Here is a 19,942-nt window from a genome sequence, read left to right as displayed (position 1 = left end):
GATCGCCATAGCCGTTGAACATCTGCGTCTCGACCCGTCCGGCCAGCAGACCCGCGCCGATCCGACGTTCGGTCGCCTGGCTCCACCGCGGATGGTCCACCTGCGGGTTCACATTGGCATAGAAACCGTATTCCCGCGGCTGCAGCGTCTGCCAGCTGGTTTCGGGCTGACGGTCGGTGACGGTGATGCGGACGATCGATTTGGCGGATTTGAAGCCGTATTTCCACGGCACCACCAGCCGGATCGGCGCGCCGTTCTGGTTCGGCATCGGCTTGTCGTACAGAGCGGTCGCCAGAATCGTCAGCGGGTGCATGGCCTCGTCCAGCCGCAGCGCCTCGCGATAGGGCCAGTCGATGCCCGAGCCGCGCTGCGCCGGCATCTCGGACGGGCGCAGCACGCTCTGGAAGGCCACGAACTTGGCGCCGGGCTGGACGCCCGCGCGGTTCAGCACGCTGGACAGCGGCACCCCCAGCCAGGGAATGACCATCGACCACGCCTCGACGCAGCGCAGGCGATAGATGCGTTCTTCCAGCGCGGATTCCGGGGCCAGATCCTCGACCCCGTAATTGCCGGGGCGCTCGACAAGGCCCGAGATTTCGACCGACCACGGGTCCGTGGTCAGCGCATCGGCATAGCGGGCGGGGTCTTCCTTGCCATAGCCAAATTCGTAGAAGTTGTTGTAATTGGTGATCTCTTCAAAGCTGTTCGGCTTCTGATCGGTGGACAGGGGCGAGGGCTTGCCCTGCAGCGCCCAGGCCGGCATCGCGGCCATCGCCGCGCTGCCCGCCACGCCGGCCACAAGAGCACGACGGTTCAGCCAGATCGATTCGGGGGTAACGTCAGACCAGCGAAGTTTCATCGTTTGCTCCTGCGTTCATTGGGCTGGCATGATGCCAGTCAGCCGCGCCCGAGACAAACGATCAGCTTTCACGATTGCGCGTTTGACCCGGCACCCGCGCGTGAACGGGGTGCCGGGCCGCCGCATCAGTGCAGCGTCGCGTCCTTGGGGCCTTCGCCCACCGCGCCCAGCTTGGGCCCGGCATTGCCGAGGTGGTCGCCGACCAGCAGGCCGTCCTCGTTCGCGCTGACCTTGACGGTCTGGCCGTCCATCACCTCGCCCGACAGCAGCATCTCGGCCAGCGGGTCCTGCAGCGCGCGCTGGATCACCCGCTTGAGCGGACGCGCGCCAAAGACCGGGTCGTAGCCTTCCTCGGCCAGCCAGGCGAGCGCCTTGTCGTCGATGTCGAGCGTGATCTTGCGCTTCTCCAGACGCATCTCCAGCAGGGCGAGCTGGATCTTGACGATCCCGGCCATGTTCTCGCGCGTCAGGCGGCGGAAGATGATCATCTCGTCCAGACGGTTCAAGAACTCGGGCCGGAAATGCGCCCGCACCGCGGCCATCACCTCTTGCCGCGCCATCGCCGAATCGGCGTCGTCCGGCAGCGTCGACAGCGCCTGACTGCCAAGGTTCGAGGTCAGCACGATCAGCGTGTTCTTGAAATCGACCTTGCGGCCCTGGCTGTCGGTCAGCTGACCGTCATCCAGCACCTGCAGCAGGACGTTGAAGACGTCCGGGTGCGCCTTTTCGACCTCGTCGAACAGCACCACCGAATAGGGCCGGCGGCGCACCGCCTCGGTCAGCGCCCCACCCTCGTCATAGCCGACATAGCCGGGCGGTGCGCCGATCATCCGCGCGACCGAGTGCTTTTCCATGTATTCCGACATGTCGATGCGGATCATGGCGTTCTCGTCGTCGAACAGATAGGCGGCCATCGCCTTGGTCAGTTCGGTCTTGCCGACGCCGGTCGGGCCAAGGAACAGGAAGCTGCCCAAAGGCCGGTTCTCGTCGTTCAGCCCGGCGCGGGCACGGCGCACCGACCGCGAGATCGCGGCCACGGCCTCGTCCTGACCCACGACGCGCTGACCCAGCAGCGATTCCATCTGCATCAGCTTCTCGCGCTCGCCTTCCAGCATCTTGCTGGTCGGGATGCCGGTCCAGCGTTCGACGACCTCGGCGATCTGTTCGGGACGGACGGCCTCTTCGACCATCATGCCGTCGCTCTCGCCCTCGCCTTCCGCCTCGGCCAACTGCCGCTCGAGCGAGGGGATGATGCCATAGGACAGCTCACCCGCGCGGGCCAGATTGCCCTCGCGCTTGGCCTGATCCAGATCGGCGCGGGCCCGGTCAAGCTGTTCCTTCAGCCCCCGCGCACCTTCCAGCTTATCGCGTTCGGCCTGCCAGCGTTCGGTCATGGCGCGCGACTTGTCGGTCAGATCGGCCAGTTCCTTTTCCAGCCGCTCCAGCCGGTCGCGCGAGGCGTCGTCATCCTCTTTCTTCAGCGCCTCGGCTTCGATCTGCATCTGCAGGATCTGGCGGTCGAGCTGGTCGAGTTCCTCGGGCTTGCTGTCCACCTCCATCCGCAGACGCGAGGCGGCCTCGTCCACCAGGTCGATGGCTTTGTCGGGCAGGAAGCGGTCGGTGATATAGCGCTGCGACAGCTCTGCCGCCGCGACCAGGGCCGCGTCCGAGATCCGCACCCCGTGGTGCAGCTCGTATTTCTCCTTGATGCCGCGCAGGATCGAGATGGTGTCCTCGACCGTCGGCTCTTCGATCAGCACCGGCTGGAAGCGCCGGGCAAGGGCCGCGTCCTTCTCGATATATTTGCGGTATTCATCCAGCGTGGTGGCGCCGACGCAATGCAGCTCACCCCGTGCAAGTGCGGGCTTGATCAGGTTGGCGGCGTCCATCGCGCCATCGGTCTTGCCGGCCCCGACCAGCGTGTGCAGTTCGTCGATGAACAGGATGACCTCGCCGGCGGCGTTCTCGACCTCTTTCAGCACGGCCTTCAGCCGCTCTTCGAACTCGCCGCGATATTTCGCGCCGGCGATCAGCGCGCCCATGTCCAGCGCCCAAAGCTGCTTGTTGCGCAGGCTTTCGGGCACATCGCCATTGACGATGCGCAGCGCGAGACCCTCGGCGATGGCGGTCTTGCCGACGCCGGGTTCGCCGATCAGCACCGGGTTGTTCTTGGTGCGCCGCGACAGCACCTGCATGGCGCGGCGGATTTCCTCGTCGCGGCCGATGATCGGGTCGATCTTGCCCTCTTCGGCGGCCTCGGTCAGGTTGCGTGCGTATTTCGCCAGCGCCTCATAGCTGTCCTCGGCGCTCGCGCTATCGGCGGTGCGGCCCTTGCGGATGTCGTTGATGGCGCTGTTCAGCGACTGCGCGCTGACATTGCCGGCCTGCAAGGCGTCGCGGGCATTGGTGTTGGCGACCGCCAGCGCGTTCAGCAGACGCTCGGCGGGCACGAAGCTGTCGCCGGCCTTGGTGGCCAGCTTCTGCGCCTCGTCCAGCACCCGGACCAGCGAGGGGTCGACATAGACCTGACCGTCGCCGCCGCTGACCTTGGGCAGCTTGGCGACCGCCTGATCGGTGGCGGCACGCACCGCGCGCGCATCCCCGCCCGAGCGGTTGATCAAATTGGTGGCAAAGCCCTGATCGTCATCCATCAGGGCTTTCAGAAGATGTTCCGGAACGACGCGCTGATTTTCCTCGCGGATGGCGATGGTCTGTGCGGCCTGCATGAAACCGCGCGAACGTTCGGTGAATTTTTCCATATCCATGGATCGCTCCTTTTACAGCCCCCGGCTAAGGCGCAGCCCGTTCTGGCGCGGCGCGGACCGGGTCCTGTCCTACAGATGGGAAGCGGAATGCGATGCTGCAAGCATCTGAAACGAAAGCCGCCCGCGACGTTCCGGCGCGGGCGAAGCAAGTCGTTATCGGGGGAAAGCGGCCATGTCGAGATCGGCGAAGATTTCGTCATATCGAAGCTGGGCCAGATCCTCGGGCGTCATCTCTGGGGTGATCAGATGCTCCCATTTGCCGATCAGCGCGGCATAGCGATAGGCCTTGGCCTGCGAGTCGGTCACGCCGCGGTCGGCAAGGATGCGGGCGGCGTTGGTCAGCTGCTCATCGATGAAGGCGTCGCGGGCGCTTTGCAGGCTGTCATCCATCTCGATGAACTCGATGCCCTCGACCTTGCGGGCCTCGTCGGCCTGCGTGCGGAAGGTGTCGATGCCCTTGGCGATGCCGTATTGCGCGGCGCGGGCCAAGGCGGCGCGATCCTCGGGCGACATGCGGTCCCATAGCGACTGGCTGGCGACGGCGGCGGCGGCACCGTTATAGACGCCCAGCCCGATATCGGTGACGAACTTGATCTGGTCGCGCACGCCGCCGCCGATGATTTCCTGATCGCCGTCGAAGGTCCCCGCGACGGCATTGCGCGACAGCGCATCGGCCAGTTCGGACGAGGGCGCCTGCACGACCACCCCGCCCAGCTTGGTGATGAAGGCCGCGAAGATCGGCGCGCCGACGCGGATCCGCATCCCGCGCAGATCCTCGGCATTTCGGACCGGCTGCGTGGTCAGCAGGTTGTAGCTGGGCGTGGTGTCCGACCCCAGATAGACCTGCCCATTGGCCGCGAACTCGGCCCGGCATTCGTCGCAGGTGACCAGATATTCCGTCGTCGCGGCCGAGATCGCGCGGCTGTCGCTGCCGATCAGCGACAGCTCGGACGGCAGCGAGGATTCGGCGTAAAGTTCGGGGAAATAGGGCAGCACGACGGCGCCCAGATCGGTCTTGCCGTCGCGCAGACCGGCGACCATCTCGTTCGGCGCGACCATGCCGGACGGCGTGTCCTCGACACTCCAGCCGCCCTGGGTGAACTCCTCCAGCCGGGCGCCGATCTCGGGATAGATGGCCGTCGCCAGCGAGTGATCGGGGCCAAAGCCGGATGTGGCGCGGATCGTCTCGGCCGCCAGGCCCGAGCCCATGGTCAGCGTCGCGGCAAGCGCAACTGCGGTTGCGGTCATGGTGTTCATGCAGTTCCTCCCTTCAGGCCGGTCGCGGACTGGAAAGCCGCAGTGGCGTGCTGTTGATGCCCGGCGCACGCAGCGGCGCGCCGGGCGGGGTCTGCCGGTCTCTATTGCAGCGAATCCGCCTTGGGCGCGTCCGAGGCGTTGGCCATCAGGAACTCCATCACCAAAGTCGCCTCGTTCTCGTCAAGACCGGCGCGGGGGAACATCGACGGGGTGATGCCCTTCCACTGGTTCTGGGTAAAGTGGCTGACCTCGCGCGGGCCGTGGCAGACCGTGCAGCGTTCATAGAAGATCTTTTCGCCCTCGGTCGCATCGGCCAGCAGGTTCTCGGTGATCTGCTCGACGCGGTCGAGGCCCAGCAGATCCTCGTCGATCTCTGCGATCTCGTAATCCTCGGTGATCTCGGGCTTTTCATAGGCCATGTTCGGCCCCTCGGGATCCTCGCATTTGCGCATCTCGCACAGCACGGTGTTGGCACTGGTCGCCTGGCTCAGCCCCGAGGACCGCTGCGTCGAGGTCAGGAAGTTCACCAGACCCGAGTTGCAGCGCCCCTTGCTGTCCAGCGACGGCCACGCCCCTTCATAGACCGAGACCACGCCGGGCATGATATCGTCCGACAGGATGGCGCCGACGATGATCGTGCCGCGGTCGTTATACAGCTCGATCAGGTCGCCATCCTCGATCCCGCGCGCCTCGGCGTCCTGCCGGTTGATCCGCGCCGGCTCGCGCCCCTGGATCTTGTAGAGATCGCGCAGCGTGCTCGACTGGTCCATCTGGCTGTGCAGGCGGTACCACGGGTGCGGGCTGACGACGTGCAGTTGGCCTTCCCTGGCGTTGCCAAGATATTCGTGCTTTTCCATCCAGACCGGCATGCCGGGGCAGTCGTCCAGATTGAAGCCGGCGATTTCCTCGCAGAACATCTCGATCTTGCCAGAGTTGGTGTGCAGCGGGTTCTTGTCCGGGTCGGTGTAGAAATCGCCGTGACGGACCCAGCGGCGGGCCTCTTCGGGCACCTCCTGACGGGCATAGCCCTTTTCCCAGAACTCCTCGAAGGGCGTGTGCTCTGCCGCGGCCGAACGGGAGTAGGCGTCCTCGATGTGGTCCATCAGGTCCAGGCCGTCGGTGAACTGCGTCCACAGGTTCATCTTGTCGGCCAGACCTTCGCAGATGTGATAGTCCGAGAGGCTTTCGCCCACCGGCTCGATCACCTTCTTCATCGCATAGACCTTGTCGTTGGAATAGGTGCCGCCGACGCTGATGTCGTCGCGCTCCAGCGTGCTGCAGGCGGGCATGACGATGTCGGCCCACCGCGTCGCCGCTGTCCACCAGACGTCCACGCTGACGATGTGATCGACCTTTTCCAGCGCCTTGATCAGCCGGTTGGTGTCCTGCTGGTGCGACATGAAGTTGTTGCCGGCGTTATAGATCATCTTGACGTCGGGGTAGGTGCCTTCGTGCCCGTTATAGGTGAACTTCTGGCCCGGATTCTCCAGCATCTCGGTGATGCGGCTGGCCGGGCAGATGCCCTTGACCCAGTTGCGGCCCTGGCTGAGGCCGGTGGGCGTCGATTTGAACGATTGCGGCATCCCGCCGCCGCCGTAATGCCAGGAAAAGCCCACGCCCTGCCCCGGCTTGCCGATCTTGCCGGTCAACGCGGCAAAGTTGACGATCGCCCAATGGGTCATCTCGCCATGCTGGGCGCGCTGCAGCGACCAGGCGCCGGCGATCTCGGTGCGCGATTTCGCCAGCAGCTCGGCCAGTTCGCGGATCTGCGCGGCATCGATGCCGGTGATCGCGGCGGCCCATTCCGGGGTCTTCGGCGTGCCGTCATCCTCGCCCTTGACGTAGGCGATCCATTTGTCGGCCCCGATGCTGTATTTGTCCATATAGGCCTGATCTTCCAGACCCTGTTCCAGCACGTGATGGGCCATGGCGAGGAACAGCGCGGTGTCGGTGTTCGGGACGATCTTGATCCACTCGGCGCCGACATATTCGTCCGAGGCGGTGCGCTGCGGGTTGATCGAGATGAACTTGCAGCCCGCGTCGCGGATCTCGGCCCAGGGGCCGGACATCTGGTGGTCGGCCACGGTGTATTCGATGCGGTTGTTCTTGATCGGGTCGCAGCCGACAAAGACGAAGACCTCGGTATTGTCGCGGATCACCTCCCACGCGGTCTGGGCGGAGTAAACCTCCATATCGCCGATGACGCGCGGCAGGCAGATCTGCGAGGCACCCGCCGACCAGTCGCCCTGCGTGTTGGTGCAGCCGCCGATCAGGTTCAGCAGCCGCCCCTGCATCACGTTGGGGCGGAAGTTGCCGGCATTGGCCCAGCCGCCATAGGACGAGCTGAAGATCGCCTCGTTGCCGAACTCGGTCGCGGTGTCCAGCAGCGCCTTGGCGGTCAGGCTCCAGACCGTGTCCCAATCGACGCGGACATAGGGCTCTTTGCCGCGCAGTTCGGGCTTGGTGTCGCCGTTCTGCCAGTTTTCCAGGTAGGATTTGCGCACCATGGGATAGTTGATGCGGCTTTTGTCATAGGTCCGGTCCTTGACGCCATACATCAGCATCTCGGTCGGCTGCGCGTCCAGTTCGGTGATCGCGTTGATGTTGATCAGCTCGCCATCGCGGACCACGGCCTCGAACGGGCCGTAATGGGTGGCGTGAAAGATCCGGTCGGTGGTGAAGGAATTCGGATCGAGAGAGGCAAGCGCGGTCGAACCCCGCAGATAGGCGGCCCCCCCGGCCGCAGCCGCGCCGATCAGAAACGCACGACGAGTAGGCTGAAAATATGTCATTCCGGTCTCTCACTGAACAAGTGGCCAAGGGGTCGAAAGACCCCGATTCTCTGCCACGTTAACCTTCCGCGAATGGGAAAGTCCATGACCCAGATCAAAGCCCTCTGACTCGGCGGAAAGATGCTGAGGGCGCGGCCTGCCATAATGTCGCAGCCACCCCGTTTCTGCGACTTTCGCCCCGCAATCCGCAGAAAAAGCGGGCGAAATCGGCGCTGCGGCTTGTTTCATCGGCAAAGCAGGGCGACATTTGGGGCGAGATGACGCGCAATTCAGCAAAGGAAGCCATGATGGACGATCTGATGACATATCTGGAACGGAACTGGTGGCTTTTGCTGCTGCGCGGGATCGCGGCGATCCTGTTCGGCATCGCGGCCTTTGCCTGGCCGGGGCTGACGCTGTCGGTGCTGGTGATCCTGTTCGGGGCCTGGGTGCTGGTCGACGGGGCCTTTGCCATCGCCGATTCGATCCGCTACCGCGACCGGCTGGACAGGTGGTGGGCCTTCCTGCTGGACGGCGTGCTGGGGGTCATCGTCGGTCTGATCGCGCTGTTCATGCCCGGCATCACCGCCATCGCGCTGCTGATGTTCGTCGCCGCCTGGGCGGTTGTGGGTGGCGTTCTGCGCATCATCGCCGCGATCCAGCTTCGCAAGCAGATCGAGGGCGAATGGCTGCTGATCCTGGGCGGCGTGCTGTCGATCCTGTTCGGGGTGCTGCTGGTGACGCTGCCCACCGCCGGCTTGCTGTCGCTGATCTGGCTGATCGCGATCTGGTCCATCGCCATCGGGGTGCTGTTCGTGGTGCTCTCCTTCGGGCTGCGCAAGGCCGGACGGCGGCGGCAGGGGCTGTGATGCCGGCGACGCGGCGGGGGGTCGGCCATGTATGATCCGCAGGATTTTCGGCTCGACGGGCAGGTGGCGGTCGTCACCGGCGCCGGTGCGGGCATCGGTCGGGCGATTGCGCTGACCTTTGCCGGTGCCGGCGCCGCCGTGATGGTCAGCGACCTGACCGAGGACGCCGCAACCGCCGTCGCGGATGAGATCGCGGCCGCCGGTGGCCAGGCCGCCGCCATCGCCTGCGACGTCACGCGCGAGGGCGATCTGACGGCCCTGATCGACACCACCGTCTCGCGCTTCGGCAAGCTGACCGCGCTGATCGCCAATGCCGGCGGCGGCGGGCCCAAGCCCTTCGACATGCCCATGCAGGATTTCCGCCAGGCGTTCGAGCTGAACGTCTTTTCGCTGTTCCGTCTGGCGCAGCTTGCCGCCCCGCATATGGAAACGGCGGGCGGCGGCGCGATCCTTGCCGTGACCTCGATGGCGGCCGAGAATCGCAACAAGCGCATGGCCGCCTATGGCGCGTCCAAGGCGGCGGCCAGCCATCTGGTGCGCAACATCGCCTTTGACCTCGGCCCGCGCAACATCCGCGTCAACGGCGTGGCGCCGGGGGCGACACGGACGGCGGCGCTGGAATCGGTGCTGGATGACGAAATCGAGCGCCGGATGCTGTCCCACACCCCGATCCACCGGCTGGGCGAGCCCGAGGACATGGCCAAGGCCGCGCTGTTTCTCTGCTCGCCCGCCGCAAGCTGGATCAGCGGCCAGATCCTGACCGTCTCGGGCGGGGGCGTGCAGGAACTCGATTAGGGCCGAACGGGGTCAAGCAAATCGGCCGCCGGCAACTGGTCGGTGGCCGATTTCTGCGTTATGCCTCGCCCGCGCCGGTTTTGCGGCACTGGGACAGGGGAACGAAGGATGGACGACCGGCTGATCGTGGCACTTGATGTCGGCAACGCGCTTGCCGGGCTGGAGATGGCGGCCCGGATCGGGGACGCGGCCTCGTTCTACAAGATCGGGCTGGGGATGCTGACCGGCGGCGGGCTGGCGCTCGCGCAAGAGCTGAAGGACGCCCACGGCAAGCGCATCTTTCTGGACATGAAGCTGTTCGATATCGGCGCGACGGTCGAGGCCGCCGTGCGCGGGCTGGCGGCGTTCGATCTGGATTTCCTGACCGTGCATGGCGACCCCCATGTGGTCAACGCGGCCAAGCAGGGCGCGTCGGGTTCTCAGTTGAAGATCCTTGCCGTGACCGTGCTGACCTCGCTGGACCGGGCCGATCTGGATGCCGGGATGATGGCGCCGGGCGATCTGCATGACATCGCCGTCGAACGCGCCGCGCGGGCCTTTGACGCGGGCGCGGACGGCATCATCGCCAGCCCGCGCGAGGCCGCAGCCATTCGCGCCTTGCCGCAAGCGGCGGGCCGGCTGATCGTGACGCCGGGCGTTCGCCCCTTGGGCGCGGATGCGGGCGATCAGAAGCGGATCGAGACCCCCGCCGCCGCCATCGCCGCCGGGGCCGATCACATCGTGGTCGGCCGCCCGATCTGGCAGGCCCGCGACCCGCGCGCCGCCGCCCAGGCCATCGTCGCGGAACTGGGCTGAGCCTGCCGGACTGTCAGGGATGTAAGCGCGCGTCGCTGGCCCGGAACATGATCCGCCCCAGCCTTACGGCAGCGGCTCGTCGATCAACCGGCGCAGCAGGGCGTGGAACTGCGCCCGGCCGTCCTCTCCCAACCGTTCGGTGACCGCCACGCCTTCATGCGCCTTGGCCTGCGCGACCAGATCGGCGGCCAGCGTCGCGCCCTCGGGCGTCAGGCGGACCTGAACGCTGCGCCGGTTCTGGCTGCTGCGCTTGCGGCTGACCAGCCCCCGCGCCTGCATCCGGCCGATCAGATGGGTCAGGCGCGACTGCTCCATCAGCGACAGGCGGGCAAGCTCGGTCATGCTGGCGGTGTTGCGGTCGTGCAGGCAGGCCAGCACCCGCCATTCCGGCACCGACAGCCCTTGCTCGGCCGCGATGCGGTGAAACCCGGCGCTGACATGAGCGCTGGCCATCGCCATCAGAAACAGCGTGTAGTCGTGCAGAAACCCGCCGGCTTCCGTCTCGCCTTCTGGCTGCGCACGCCCGTCCATCGCCCTGCCCCCTACATCGAGCGCGGGATCGCCAGTGCCAGGATCGGGAACAGGATCAGCAAGACCAACCGCACCAGATCGAGGATCACGAACGGCACCACGCCCCGGAAAATCTGCCCGATGGGCACGTCCCGCGCCACCACCCGCAGCACAAAGACATTCATCCCCATCGGCGGCGTGATGTAGCTGAGTTCCGTCGCCACGACAAGAAACACCCCGAACCAGATCGGGTCGAAGCCCAGCGTCGTGACGATGGGAAATAGGATCGGCGTCACCAGCATGACCATCGACAGGCTCTCGAGCAGGCTGCCCAGCACCAGCAGCATCAGCATGATCATCAGGATCACCCCCAGCGGCGGCATGTTCAGCCCCAGGACCCAGCCCCTGATATCGGTCGAAAGCCCCGACAGGTTGACGTAGTTCAGAAAATACAGCGCCCCGAACAGCACGAAGAACATGATCGCGGTGGTCTTGCCGGTGTCGAACAGCGTCACCAGCGTCCCGCGCAGGGTCAGCTTGCCGCGCGCCGCGGTCAGCAGGATCGCGCCGGCCGCGCCCATTCCGGCGGCCTCGGTGGCGGTGAAGACGCCCAGATAGATGCCGCCCAGCACAAAGGCGAACAGCGCCAGCGCCGGGGCGACGCCGCGCGTCGCGGCCAGCCGCCGGGCCAGCGACAGCCGGGGCAGCGCCTCGATCTGCTCGGGGCGCATGAACAGCGACAAGCGCACGGCCAGCATATAGCCGATGATCCCCAGCAGCCCCGGCACGATCCCGGCCAGAAACAGCTTGCCGATATCCTGCTGCGTCAGGATGCCATAGATCACCAGAATGACCGAGGGCGGAATGATGATCCCCAGCGTCCCGCCCGCAGCGATCGAGCCCGTCGCCAGCGCGTCGGAATAGCCGTGCCGCCGCATCGCCGGCAGCGCGATCTTGCCCATCGTCGCCGCCGTCGCCAGCGACGAGCCGCAGACCGAGCCGAAGCCGCCGCAGGCGAGGATCGTTGCCATCGCCAGCCCGCCCTTGCGGTGCCGCAGCCAGGCATTGGCGGCGTCATAGATCTCGTCCGCGATGCCGGATTGCACGATCATGTTGCCCATCAGCAGGAACAGCGGCACCACCGACAGCGTATAGCTGCGGCCGGCATCGGAATAGACCTGCCCGATCATCGCCAGCGCCGGGTCGATGCCGATGATGCTGGCGACCCCGGCAAAGCCGACAAGGGTCAGGCAATAGCCGATCGGAATGCCCGCAAACAGCAGCGCAAACAGGATCGCGGTTCCGATCGGCCAATCCATGACGGCGCCCCCTATTCCAGCCCGTGCGGGGCGCGCAGCAGCGCCAGCCCGGCGACGATGGCCGCCGACAGCCCGCAGACCACCGCCGCGACCTGAATGACCGGCCCGACCGGAATGTGCAGATAGACCGTGGTCTGACCATAGCCGGCCAGCCGCGCGCCATGGGTCCACATCTGCCAGGCGATCAGCACCAGCGCCACCACCGCCGCCAGCCGCGACATCAGCAGTTGCAGCCTGCGGCCGCCGGGGGTCAGTTGCTGCGACAGCAGATCGGCGGTGACATGCCCGTCATCCAGGGTGATCGCCGGCAGGCCGGTAAAGATCACCGCCATGACCAGGATCTCGGTCAGTTCGGTCCCACCGGGCAGCGGCGAGTTGAACAGATAGCGCCCGCCCACATCCAGCACGGTGATCGCGGTCAGCGCCACCAGCATCAGCCCGACAAGGGCGGCGGTGATCATGCCGACCCGCGCGCGCAGGTCGGCAATCGCTTCGGGGTCGCGCATCACGGCGCGGCCTTGTCCATTTCCTCGCGGAACATGGCCAGCGCGGCGTCGAAATCGACGCCCTTGGCGTCATAGCCCTTGCGCACGCGGTCATAGATGGCCTTGGCGTCGGCCTCGATCTCGGCGGTTTCCTCGGCGGTTGCGTCGTGGAACTCGACCTTGCCCTCCAGCGCGGTCAGCCCTGCGGCATCGGCCGCGTCCCATGCCTCGCCCGCCATGCGGACCAATGCCTCGCCCGAGACCTTGTCGATGGCGGCGCGGTCTTCCTCGGACAGGCTGTCGAAGCGGGCCTGGTTCATCACCATGAAGAACGAGACGTTATACAGCCCGCCCGGCACCCGCAGCCCGTGCTTGACCAGCCCGTCCAGCTTGAAGAACGGCACCGATTCATAGGGAAACACGATCCCGTCGGCGATGCCGTTCGACAGCAGCTCATAGCTTTCGGACGAGGGCGCCTGCACCGACACCATGTCCAGCCCCTGCACAAGCTGATCGGTCACCGCCCCGGCGACGCGGATCTTGGCGCCTTTCAGTTCCGACAGGGGCGAGACCTCGCGATTGGTGGTGAACAGATGCCCCGGCCCGTGACCGAACAGCGCCAGCACCTTGACGCCGGCATGTTCGTTCTTGTCGGCCAGCATCTCCTGCCAGACCTTCCACAGCGCCAGCGAATTGGCGAGCGAGGACGGGGTCAGGAAGGGCAGCTCGCCGATCTCGGTCAGGGTGAAGCGGCCGGGTGTATAGCTGTGGGCGGAAAAGCCGATATCGGCGGCGCCGCTGGCGACCAGATCGAAATGCGCCGGCGGCGGCCCCAGGGGCGCGTCAAGGATCTGGACCTCGACCCTTCCCTCGGTCGCCTCTTTCACCTGTTCGGCCCAGGGCTGCATGATGTCCTTGACCACCGGATGCGAGGGCGGCAGCCAGTTCGACAGGCGCAGCGTCACCTCGGCCGAGACGGCGGCACCGGCGGACAGCGCCAGCGACAAGGCCGCCGCGACAACGGTCTTTGCGGTATAGTGCATGTGATTCCTCCCCTGCTCGCTTGCGGGTGCGAGTCGATCAGCAGCCTGCCACCGGCCGAAATTTCAGGCAAGAAAAATATGAATATTCACTATTTTGACCTTGAAGCACCGGCGCTGCGGCGGCGGGACATATGAATATTCACTATTTTGAATTTAAATCTTGACGGATCGAAGACGCTGATCCGATACTTCCCGACAAGCGAACCGCCAGCAAGGGTTGAGCATGTCCGATCTTGAGCTTGTCGTGCAGCGCGTCGGAATGGCGGGCGACCTAATCCGCGAGATCGAGCTGGCGCCCGCCCCCGGCACGACCCTGCCCGCCTTCGAACCCGGCGCCCATATCGAGATCGCCTTGCCCGGCGGCACCCGCAACGCCTATTCGCTGATCGATTTCTCCGGCGCGTGCAGCGCGCCCACCAGCTATCTGCTGGGCGTGCGCCGCGAACAGGACGGCAAGGGCGGCTCGCGATTCATGCACGAGCTGGCCGAGGGCGACCACATCACCGCGACCGGGCCCAAGAATCACTTTCCGCTGCAATCCGGCACCGATCCGGTGCTGATGCTGGCCGGCGGCATCGGCATCACGCCGCTGATTTCCATGGCCACCGCGCTGGCCCGGCAGAACCGAGAGTTCCGCCTGCACTACGCCAGCCGCTCGGCCGCCGCGGCGGCATTCGCGGATCGGCTGGCGGTCCATGGCGACAGGCTGGCGCTGCATCACGACGACGCGCAGGGCGCACCGCTGCCGGTCGCCGATCTGGTCGCCGCCGCCGCGCCCGACGCCCATGTCTATGTCTGCGGCCCCCGCCCGATGATCGAGGCGGTCCGCGACGCGATGCGCCAGCAGGGCCGGGACGACAGCCAGTTTCACGCCGAACTGTTCGAAAACGCCTCGCACGCCGAAGGCGACCAGCCTTTCGAGGTCGAGATCGCCTCGACCGGGCAGGTCGTCACCATCCCCGCCGACCATACCATCATCGAGGCGCTCGAGGCGGCGGGGATCGACCTTGTCTATGACTGCCAGCGCGGCGATTGCGGCATCTGCCAGACCGACGTGCTGGACGGCATTCCCGACCACCGCGACGTGGTGCTGTCGGATGCCGAGCGCGCCTCGGGCAAGGTCATGCAGATCTGCGTCAGCCGCGCGCTGACCCCCCGCCTCAAGCTCGACCTGTGAAAGGACAAGCCAGAATGAGCGATCCCGACCTGAAAACCCGCCTCGACCATCTGATCCGGCCGCAGCAGGTGCACCGCGACGTCTATACCAGCCCGGAAATCTACCGGCTCGAGATGAAGCACCTGTTCCCGAATTGCTGGGTCTATATCGGCCATGACAGCCAGACCCCGAACAAGGGCGATTACATCACCGCCCAGATCGGCGACCAGCCGCTGATCATGGTCCGCCACAACGATGACGAGATCCACGTCCTGTATAACCGCTGCCCGCACAAGGGCACCAAGATCGTCATCGACCGCGCCGGCAACACCGGCAAGTTCTTCCGCTGCCCCTATCACGCCTGGTCGTTCAAGACGAATGGCTGCCTGCTCGCGATCCCGCTGAAAAAGGGCTATGAAAACACCGGGCTCGAGGACACCGAGGCCGCGCATGGCATGGCGCCGGTGGGCGCGATGAAGAACTATCGCGGCTTTGTCTTCGCCCGCCTCGCCCCCGAGGGCATCGGCTTCGACGAGTTCTTCGGCGACTCGCTCTCCAGCCTCGACAACATGGTGGACCGCTCGCCCGTGGGCCGGCTCAACGTGGCGGGCGCGCCGCTGCGTTTCATGCACAACTGCAACTGGAAGATGCTGGTCGAGAACCAGACCGACACCTGCCACCCGATGGTCGCCCATGAATCCAGCGCCGGCACCGCCGTCAAGATCTGGGAAGAGATGGACAAGCCCGAGGGCACGCCCACGCCCCCGGCGATGGAGATCATCGCGCCATTCATGTCGCCCTATGAGTTCTTTGAAAACATGGGCATCCGCACATGGCCGAACGGGCACGGCCATACCGGGGTCCACCACTCGATCCACTCGGATTATTCCGCCGTGCCGGGCTATGTCGAGGCGATGAACGAGGCCTACGGCCCCGAACGCGCCCAGCAGATCCTGGGCGAGAACCGGCACAACACGGTCTATTTCCCCAACATCATGATCAAGGGCCCGATCCAGCAGCTGCGGAACTTCATCGCGCTTGGCCCCGACAAGACGCTGGTCGAAAGCTGGATCTTCCGCCTGGAAGGCGCGCCCGAGGAACTGACGGCGCGGACGGCGATGTACAACCGGATGATCAACGCCCCCACCTCGATGGTCGGTCACGACGATCTCGAGATGTATGAGCGCGCGCAAGAGGGTCTGATGGCCGACGGGCTGGAATGGGTGAACATCCAGCGCCTCTATGAAGAGGACGAGGATTTCACCAAGGAGGCCGTGCTGAACGGCACCACCGAACGCCAGATGCGCAATCAGTTCGACGCCTGGAAACGCTTCATGCTGGGAGGTGCGGCATGAACCGCGATGAGGTGATCGATTTCGTCTATGACGAGGCGTGGATGCTGGACGAGGGGCGGTTTCACGAATGGCTCGACCTGTGGCTGCCCGAGGCGGTCTATTGGATGCCGCTGAACTGGAACCAGCAGGACCCGCTGACCGAGACCTCGCTGCTGTATGAGGACAACTTCATGCTGCGCCTGCGGATCGAGCGGCTGCACGGCGCCCGGACCTTCAGTCAAAAGCCGAAAAGCCGCTGCAATCATGTGCTGAACCGCCCGCGCATCGTCGAGCTGACCGAGGACAGCGCCCGCGTCAAGACGCAGATGCATTATGTCGAGACGCGGCTGGACGAGCAGCAATTGCTGGCGCTGACCGTGACCCACGACTTGAAGGCCACGCCGGACGGCATCCGCATCGCCGGCAAGCGCGTGGATCTGCTGAACTGCGACGCTGCCTTTCGCAGCATCCAGCTTTTGCCATAGGGGGCCGGGGTGGATTACACGGCGGTCATCACCGGCGGCAACAAGGGGATCGGGGCCGATCTGGCGCAGGCCATGCTGCAGCGCGGCTGGCGGGTGGTGTCGCTGGCGCGTCACAAGGGCGAGGCCGAGGGGGTGGAGCACGTCATCTGCGACCTGTTGGACCCCGACGCCGTGGCTGGCACGGCGGCAGAACTCGCGGCGCGGCATCAAGTCACGCATTTCGTCCATAACGCCGGGATCATCCTGCCCAACCTGATCGAGGACGCCACCCCGCAGGACATGCAGGTGCTGACCCAACTGCATCTGGGCGCGGCGCTGACCCTGACGCAGGCGTTCCTGCCGGCGATGAAGGCGCAGCGCTTCGGGCGGGTGCTGTTCAACGCCTCGCGCGCGGCGCTTGGGGCCCGGACGCGGACGGCCTATTCGGCGTCCAAGGCCGGGATGATCGGCATGGCGCGGACCTGGGCGCTGGAACTGGCCGAGCACGGGATCACCGTCAATGTCGTCGCGCCGGGGCCGATTCTGACCGACAATTTCTGGGGCATCGTGCCCAAGGACAGCCCCCAGCAGCAGGATCTGGCCCAGCGCATCCCGGTCGGGCGGCTGGGGACGGTCGCGGATGTGACGCGGGCCTTCATGTTTCTCGCCGATCCCGAGGCCGGGTTCATCACCGGCCAGACCCTGTTCGTCTGCGGCGGCGCCAGCATCGGGACCGTGCCGATCTGACAGCGGCGGCAGGCGCGGGCCGAGGTCGGGGCGAGGCAATCCGACGCAGCGTGATATTTCGCTCTTAAAATGTTTGGATATGGGGCATGATGGCCGCAACCGACTAAGAGAAAGCCGCAACATGACCGAACACATGCCCCAGTCCCCGCCCGCCCTCGACGACGATCCCACCCCCGCCATCCGCCGGCTGAAGCTGTGGATCCGCATGCTGGGCGTCACCCGCCAGGCCGAGAACCAGCTGCGCGAATATCTTCGGGTCGAGCATGACACCACGCTGCCCCGCTTCGACGTCATGGCCGCGCTCTATCGCTTTCACGACGGGCTGACGATGACCGAGCTGTCGCGGACGCTGCTGATTTCCAACGGCAACGCGACGACGGTGGTCAACCGGCTGGTGCAGGACGGGCTGATCATGCGCATCCACTCGGACGAGGACCGCCGCCGGATCACGGTGCGGCTGACGCCCAAGGGGATTTCCACCTTCGAGACCGTCGCCACCGGCCATCGCGACATGATCGACCGCCTGTTCAGCGGCATCGAGGGCACGGAACTGGACCAGATGCGCGATTCGCTGCGCGCGCTGCGCGACGGCATGGCCGCCGACACGGGCAGCAGCGCCGGGGCGTGACCCGGCTCCTGCCAGCGCCTTGCGGCACCCCTGCCCGCCGTGCGGACCCGCTAAACCGCCGCCATTTCCGGGGCCGGTTTGACCGGCAGGCCGCCCAGTCGCGGGATCTTCATCGCCAGCTTCTGCCAAGCGTATCCAGATCGGCGCTGGCGCTTTTGGCCTGAAACCCCTCTGAAATCAGATGCTTCACATACATCCTGTTATAGATGAACATGAACAGCAGGTTGGACAGCCCGAAGGACGCGAATGACGCGAGCGCGATGATGGCGAAGCCGACCCAGTGACTGCGGAACAGCGCCGGGAAAAAGCCGAAGAACAGAACCGTCCAGGAAAACCCGACAGGCGCCTCGCGCATCTGTCCGGATTGCGGGTTCTCGAAAGAAATCGTTGCGTGGGCCATGTGTGTCCTTGTCAGCCGGTTGCGATGGTCACCGCGCCGCCTCGGTAGACCGAGGCAGGCGGAGACCCTGCCCCTGCCTAGCGCAGCATCCGTTTAGGTTCGGTTAAGCCGCGCCCACATCAGCGCCGCACCGTGACGCCCGCCGCCTCTCGGTCCCAGGTGTCGCTGGCGATGCCGCGTTCGCGCAGGCGGAACTTCTGGATCTTGCCATTGGCGGTCTTGGGCAGGTCGTCGGTGAATTCCAGATAACGCGGCACGGCGAAATAGGGCATCTTGCCCTCGCAATGGCGGATGATCTCCTCATGCGTCACGCGCGCCCCATCGTGGAGGATAATCGCGGCCATGACCTCATCCTCGGCCAGATCCGAGGCGACGGGAAAGACCGCGACCTCGGCAATGGCGGGATGCGAGGCCAGCACCTGCTCGACCTCGAAGGACGAGATATTCTCGCCCCGCCGCCGGATCGCGTCCTTCATGCGGTCGATGAAACGGAAATACCCGTCCGGCCCGCGCAGCATCCGGTCGCCGGTATGCAGCCACAGGTTCTGCCACGCCTCGGCGGTCTTGTCGGGCATGCCGAAATAGCCTTGCGACATGGCAAAGGGCTCATCGGCGCGGATGACCAACTCGCCCGGCTCGCCATCGGGCAGGGGGTTGTCCATCTCGTCCACGATGCGGACCTGAAAGCCGGGCAGCAGCTTGCCGGTCCAGCCGGGCCGGATCGTGTCCACGGTCGAGCCGATGACGCAGTTGCTTTCCGTCGCGCCATAGGCGTCGAGCAGCAGGATGCCGGTGCGTCGGGTGAACGCCTCGGCCGCGGGGGCCGGGACGCCGGGGGCCAGCGCCACGCGGATCTTGTGGCCGCGTTCTTCCTCCGATTCGGGCCGCGACAGCAGCATCGGCACCATCGCGCCCAGCACATAGGTCACCGTCGCACCGGATCGGACCATCGCCGCCCAGAAGCCCGAGACGGAAAACCGTGTCTCGACCACCTGATGCCCGCCGATCAGCAGCGCCTGGAACAGGCAGTTCAGCGCATTGGTGTGAAACAGCGGCAGCGGCGTGTGCAGCACGTCGCCCGCGCGCAGCCCCAGCATGTCTCCGGTATAGACGCCCCACCAGAAGAACTGCGCATGGGGGCAAACCACGCCCTTCGACAGCCCTGTCGTCCCCGACGTATAGAGGATCGTCAGCGGGTCCGAGGGGCGGATTGAAGCCGGTTCAGCCATGCGCGCGCCTTGCGGCAGGCGGCTGACCTCGATCCCCGGCAGATCAGGCAGCGCACCGTCGCCGATGACCCAGATCCGGGCGATGTTCAGCGCGTCAAGCTGCAGCCCGTCCAGCGCCTCGAGCAGCGCGTCCTCGATCACCAGCAGCCGCGCGCCGGAGTTCGACAGGATATGCTGCAGTTGAAACCCGCGCGAGGCGGTGTTGATCGGCACCGACACTGCGCCCATCCAGCCGCAGCCGAGGAAGACCGGCAGGAACTCGGGCCGGTTGCCGCACAGGATCGCCACCCGTTCGCCCTGCGCGATGCCGGCATCGGCTAGATCGGCCGCCGCGCGCGCAGCGGCATCGCGCGCGGCAGCAAAGCTGAGACGCATCTCGCCGCAACTGAACAGCGGCGCGTCGCCAAGGCTTACGGCGCGGCCGTCCAGCAGATGCGGCAGAACCCGGTCCGCCGGCGCGAATTCATTCGCCAGCATCGCGATCAGGGGCGAGGTGTCAGTCATGCGTATCGCCTT

The 19,942-nt window shown here is 65.9% G+C and carries 18 protein-coding genes (1 of these 18 cut by a window edge); 8 read left to right on the top strand and 10 right to left on the bottom strand.

Annotated elements, in window-relative coordinates; translation table 11 throughout:
* From msrP to CYR75_RS14125, 4 genes are all read right to left on the bottom strand, one after another.
* On the bottom strand, positions 1–859 hold the 5' portion of the coding sequence (gene msrP / locus CYR75_RS14140; protein WP_101500628.1) for a protein-methionine-sulfoxide reductase catalytic subunit MsrP. The gene continues 47 nt to the left of window position 1, outside the view; the window shows 859 of its 906 coding nt (coding positions 1–859); the start codon lies at positions 857–859; its stop codon lies beyond the left edge, outside the window.
* 125 nt (positions 860–984) lie between these two features.
* Positions 985–3,624, bottom strand: a complete 2,640-nt coding sequence (gene clpB / locus CYR75_RS14135) for an ATP-dependent chaperone ClpB (protein ID WP_101500627.1) — start codon at positions 3,622–3,624, stop codon at positions 985–987.
* A gap of 153 nt (positions 3,625–3,777) precedes the next feature.
* Positions 3,778–4,881, bottom strand: a complete 1,104-nt coding sequence (gene dctP, locus CYR75_RS14130) for a TRAP transporter substrate-binding protein DctP (protein WP_225972748.1) — start codon at positions 4,879–4,881, stop codon at positions 3,778–3,780.
* 101 nt (positions 4,882–4,982) lie between these two features.
* Positions 4,983–7,673 carry a molybdopterin-dependent oxidoreductase gene (locus CYR75_RS14125; protein WP_101500626.1) on the bottom strand — a complete coding sequence of 897 codons (2,691 nt, stop codon included), beginning with the start codon at positions 7,671–7,673 and terminating at the stop codon, positions 4,983–4,985.
* Between the two features lie 284 nt (positions 7,674–7,957).
* On the opposite strand from CYR75_RS14125, the gene CYR75_RS14120 reads away from it, so the two are divergent.
* The 3 genes from CYR75_RS14120 to pyrF all read left to right on the top strand — a co-directional run bounded on the left by CYR75_RS14120 (position 7,958) and on the right by pyrF (position 10,111).
* Entirely contained in the window at positions 7,958–8,521 is a 564-nt protein-coding gene (locus tag CYR75_RS14120) for an HdeD family acid-resistance protein (RefSeq protein WP_225972747.1), read from the top strand.
* Between the two features lie 27 nt (positions 8,522–8,548).
* Complete coding sequence (gene hdhA, locus CYR75_RS14115; protein ID WP_101500625.1) at positions 8,549–9,316, top strand: 7-alpha-hydroxysteroid dehydrogenase; 768 nt, start codon at positions 8,549–8,551, stop codon at positions 9,314–9,316.
* Positions 9,317–9,424: 108 nt separating this feature from the next.
* The gene (pyrF, locus tag CYR75_RS14110; RefSeq protein WP_101500624.1) at positions 9,425–10,111 is read left to right on the top strand and encodes an orotidine-5'-phosphate decarboxylase; all 687 of its coding nucleotides are present in this window, start codon (positions 9,425–9,427) and stop codon (positions 10,109–10,111) included.
* Positions 10,112–10,174: 63 nt separating this feature from the next.
* Here the strand turns inward: pyrF and CYR75_RS14105 are convergent, their stop codons facing one another.
* Genes CYR75_RS14105 through CYR75_RS14090 form a run of 4 tightly spaced genes read right to left on the bottom strand, consistent with a single transcriptional unit; the run spans position 10,175 to position 13,468 of the window.
* Positions 10,175–10,642, bottom strand: a complete 468-nt coding sequence (locus tag CYR75_RS14105) for a MarR family winged helix-turn-helix transcriptional regulator (protein WP_101500623.1) — start codon at positions 10,640–10,642, stop codon at positions 10,175–10,177.
* A gap of 11 nt (positions 10,643–10,653) precedes the next feature.
* Positions 10,654–11,940, bottom strand: a complete 1,287-nt coding sequence (locus tag CYR75_RS14100) for a TRAP transporter large permease (RefSeq protein ID WP_101500622.1) — start codon at positions 11,938–11,940, stop codon at positions 10,654–10,656.
* Between the two features lie 11 nt (positions 11,941–11,951).
* A complete protein-coding gene (locus CYR75_RS14095; protein ID WP_101500621.1) occupies positions 11,952–12,446 on the bottom strand; it encodes a TRAP transporter small permease in 495 nt (164 codons plus the stop codon).
* On the bottom strand, positions 12,446–13,468 hold the full coding sequence (locus tag CYR75_RS14090; protein WP_101500620.1) for a TRAP transporter substrate-binding protein: 1,023 nt from the start codon (positions 13,466–13,468) through the stop codon (positions 12,446–12,448). Before CYR75_RS14090 ends, CYR75_RS14095 begins: the two co-directional genes overlap by 1 nt.
* A 223-nt stretch (positions 13,469–13,691) precedes the next feature.
* Between CYR75_RS14090 and CYR75_RS14085 the strand changes: the two genes are divergently transcribed.
* The 5 genes from CYR75_RS14085 (at position 13,692) to CYR75_RS14065 (ending at position 17,797) form a co-directional block, all read left to right on the top strand.
* Positions 13,692–14,645, top strand: coding sequence for a PDR/VanB family oxidoreductase (locus tag CYR75_RS14085; RefSeq protein ID WP_225972746.1), 954 nt, complete (start codon positions 13,692–13,694; stop codon positions 14,643–14,645).
* A 14-nt stretch (positions 14,646–14,659) separates the two neighbouring features.
* Positions 14,660–15,979 carry an aromatic ring-hydroxylating dioxygenase subunit alpha gene (locus tag CYR75_RS14080; protein WP_101500619.1) on the top strand — a complete coding sequence of 440 codons (1,320 nt, stop codon included), beginning with the start codon at positions 14,660–14,662 and terminating at the stop codon, positions 15,977–15,979.
* Positions 15,976–16,443, top strand: coding sequence for an aromatic-ring-hydroxylating dioxygenase subunit beta (locus CYR75_RS14075; RefSeq protein WP_101500618.1), 468 nt, complete (start codon positions 15,976–15,978; stop codon positions 16,441–16,443). The genes CYR75_RS14080 and CYR75_RS14075 overlap by 4 nt, the downstream gene beginning before the upstream one ends.
* Positions 16,444–16,452: 9 nt before the next feature.
* Positions 16,453–17,169 carry an SDR family NAD(P)-dependent oxidoreductase gene (locus CYR75_RS14070; RefSeq protein WP_101500617.1) on the top strand — a complete coding sequence of 239 codons (717 nt, stop codon included), beginning with the start codon at positions 16,453–16,455 and terminating at the stop codon, positions 17,167–17,169.
* A gap of 121 nt (positions 17,170–17,290) precedes the next feature.
* A complete protein-coding gene (locus tag CYR75_RS14065) occupies positions 17,291–17,797 on the top strand; it encodes a MarR family winged helix-turn-helix transcriptional regulator (protein WP_225972745.1) in 507 nt (168 codons plus the stop codon).
* A gap of 109 nt (positions 17,798–17,906) precedes the next feature.
* On the opposite strand, the gene CYR75_RS14060 is transcribed toward CYR75_RS14065, so the two are convergent.
* Both CYR75_RS14060 and CYR75_RS14055 read right to left on the bottom strand, forming a co-directional pair.
* The gene (locus tag CYR75_RS14060; protein ID WP_225972744.1) at positions 17,907–18,197 is read right to left on the bottom strand and encodes a hypothetical protein; all 291 of its coding nucleotides are present in this window, start codon (positions 18,195–18,197) and stop codon (positions 17,907–17,909) included.
* A gap of 119 nt (positions 18,198–18,316) precedes the next feature.
* A complete protein-coding gene (locus CYR75_RS14055; protein WP_192876661.1) occupies positions 18,317–19,930 on the bottom strand; it encodes an ATP-dependent acyl-CoA ligase in 1,614 nt (537 codons plus the stop codon).
* Between the last annotated feature and the right edge of the window lie 12 nt (positions 19,931–19,942).

The sequence above is a fragment of the Paracoccus jeotgali genome, from assembly GCF_002865605.1.
Lineage (GTDB): Bacteria > Pseudomonadota > Alphaproteobacteria > Rhodobacterales > Rhodobacteraceae > Paracoccus > Paracoccus jeotgali.
This window is presented reverse-complemented; position numbering and strand designations above follow the sequence as displayed.

Excerpts from the sequence above, each read along its gene's own strand:
- clpB (WP_101500627.1), bottom strand. The coding sequence starts at position 3,624 with ATGGATATGGAAAAATTCACCGAACGTTCGCGCGGTTTCATGCAGGCC.
- dctP (WP_225972748.1), bottom strand. The coding sequence starts at position 4,881 with ATGAACACCATGACCGCAACCGCAGTTGCGCTTGCCGCGACGCTGACC.
- CYR75_RS14125 (WP_101500626.1), bottom strand. The coding sequence starts at position 7,673 with ATGACATATTTTCAGCCTACTCGTCGTGCGTTTCTGATCGGCGCGGCT.
- CYR75_RS14120 (WP_225972747.1), top strand. The coding sequence starts at position 7,958 with ATGATGGACGATCTGATGACATATCTGGAACGGAACTGGTGGCTTTTG.
- hdhA (WP_101500625.1), top strand. The coding sequence starts at position 8,549 with ATGTATGATCCGCAGGATTTTCGGCTCGACGGGCAGGTGGCGGTCGTC.
- pyrF (WP_101500624.1), top strand. The coding sequence starts at position 9,425 with ATGGACGACCGGCTGATCGTGGCACTTGATGTCGGCAACGCGCTTGCC.
- CYR75_RS14105 (WP_101500623.1), bottom strand. The coding sequence starts at position 10,642 with ATGGACGGGCGTGCGCAGCCAGAAGGCGAGACGGAAGCCGGCGGGTTT.
- CYR75_RS14100 (WP_101500622.1), bottom strand. The coding sequence starts at position 11,940 with ATGGATTGGCCGATCGGAACCGCGATCCTGTTTGCGCTGCTGTTTGCG.
- CYR75_RS14095 (WP_101500621.1), bottom strand. The coding sequence starts at position 12,446 with ATGCGCGACCCCGAAGCGATTGCCGACCTGCGCGCGCGGGTCGGCATG.
- CYR75_RS14090 (WP_101500620.1), bottom strand. The coding sequence starts at position 13,468 with ATGCACTATACCGCAAAGACCGTTGTCGCGGCGGCCTTGTCGCTGGCG.
- CYR75_RS14085 (WP_225972746.1), top strand. The coding sequence starts at position 13,692 with ATGTCCGATCTTGAGCTTGTCGTGCAGCGCGTCGGAATGGCGGGCGAC.
- CYR75_RS14080 (WP_101500619.1), top strand. The coding sequence starts at position 14,660 with ATGAGCGATCCCGACCTGAAAACCCGCCTCGACCATCTGATCCGGCCG.
- CYR75_RS14075 (WP_101500618.1), top strand. The coding sequence starts at position 15,976 with ATGAACCGCGATGAGGTGATCGATTTCGTCTATGACGAGGCGTGGATG.
- CYR75_RS14065 (WP_225972745.1), top strand. The coding sequence starts at position 17,291 with ATGACCGAACACATGCCCCAGTCCCCGCCCGCCCTCGACGACGATCCC.
- CYR75_RS14060 (WP_225972744.1), bottom strand. The coding sequence starts at position 18,197 with ATGGCCCACGCAACGATTTCTTTCGAGAACCCGCAATCCGGACAGATG.
- CYR75_RS14055 (WP_192876661.1), bottom strand. The coding sequence starts at position 19,930 with ATGACTGACACCTCGCCCCTGATCGCGATGCTGGCGAATGAATTCGCG.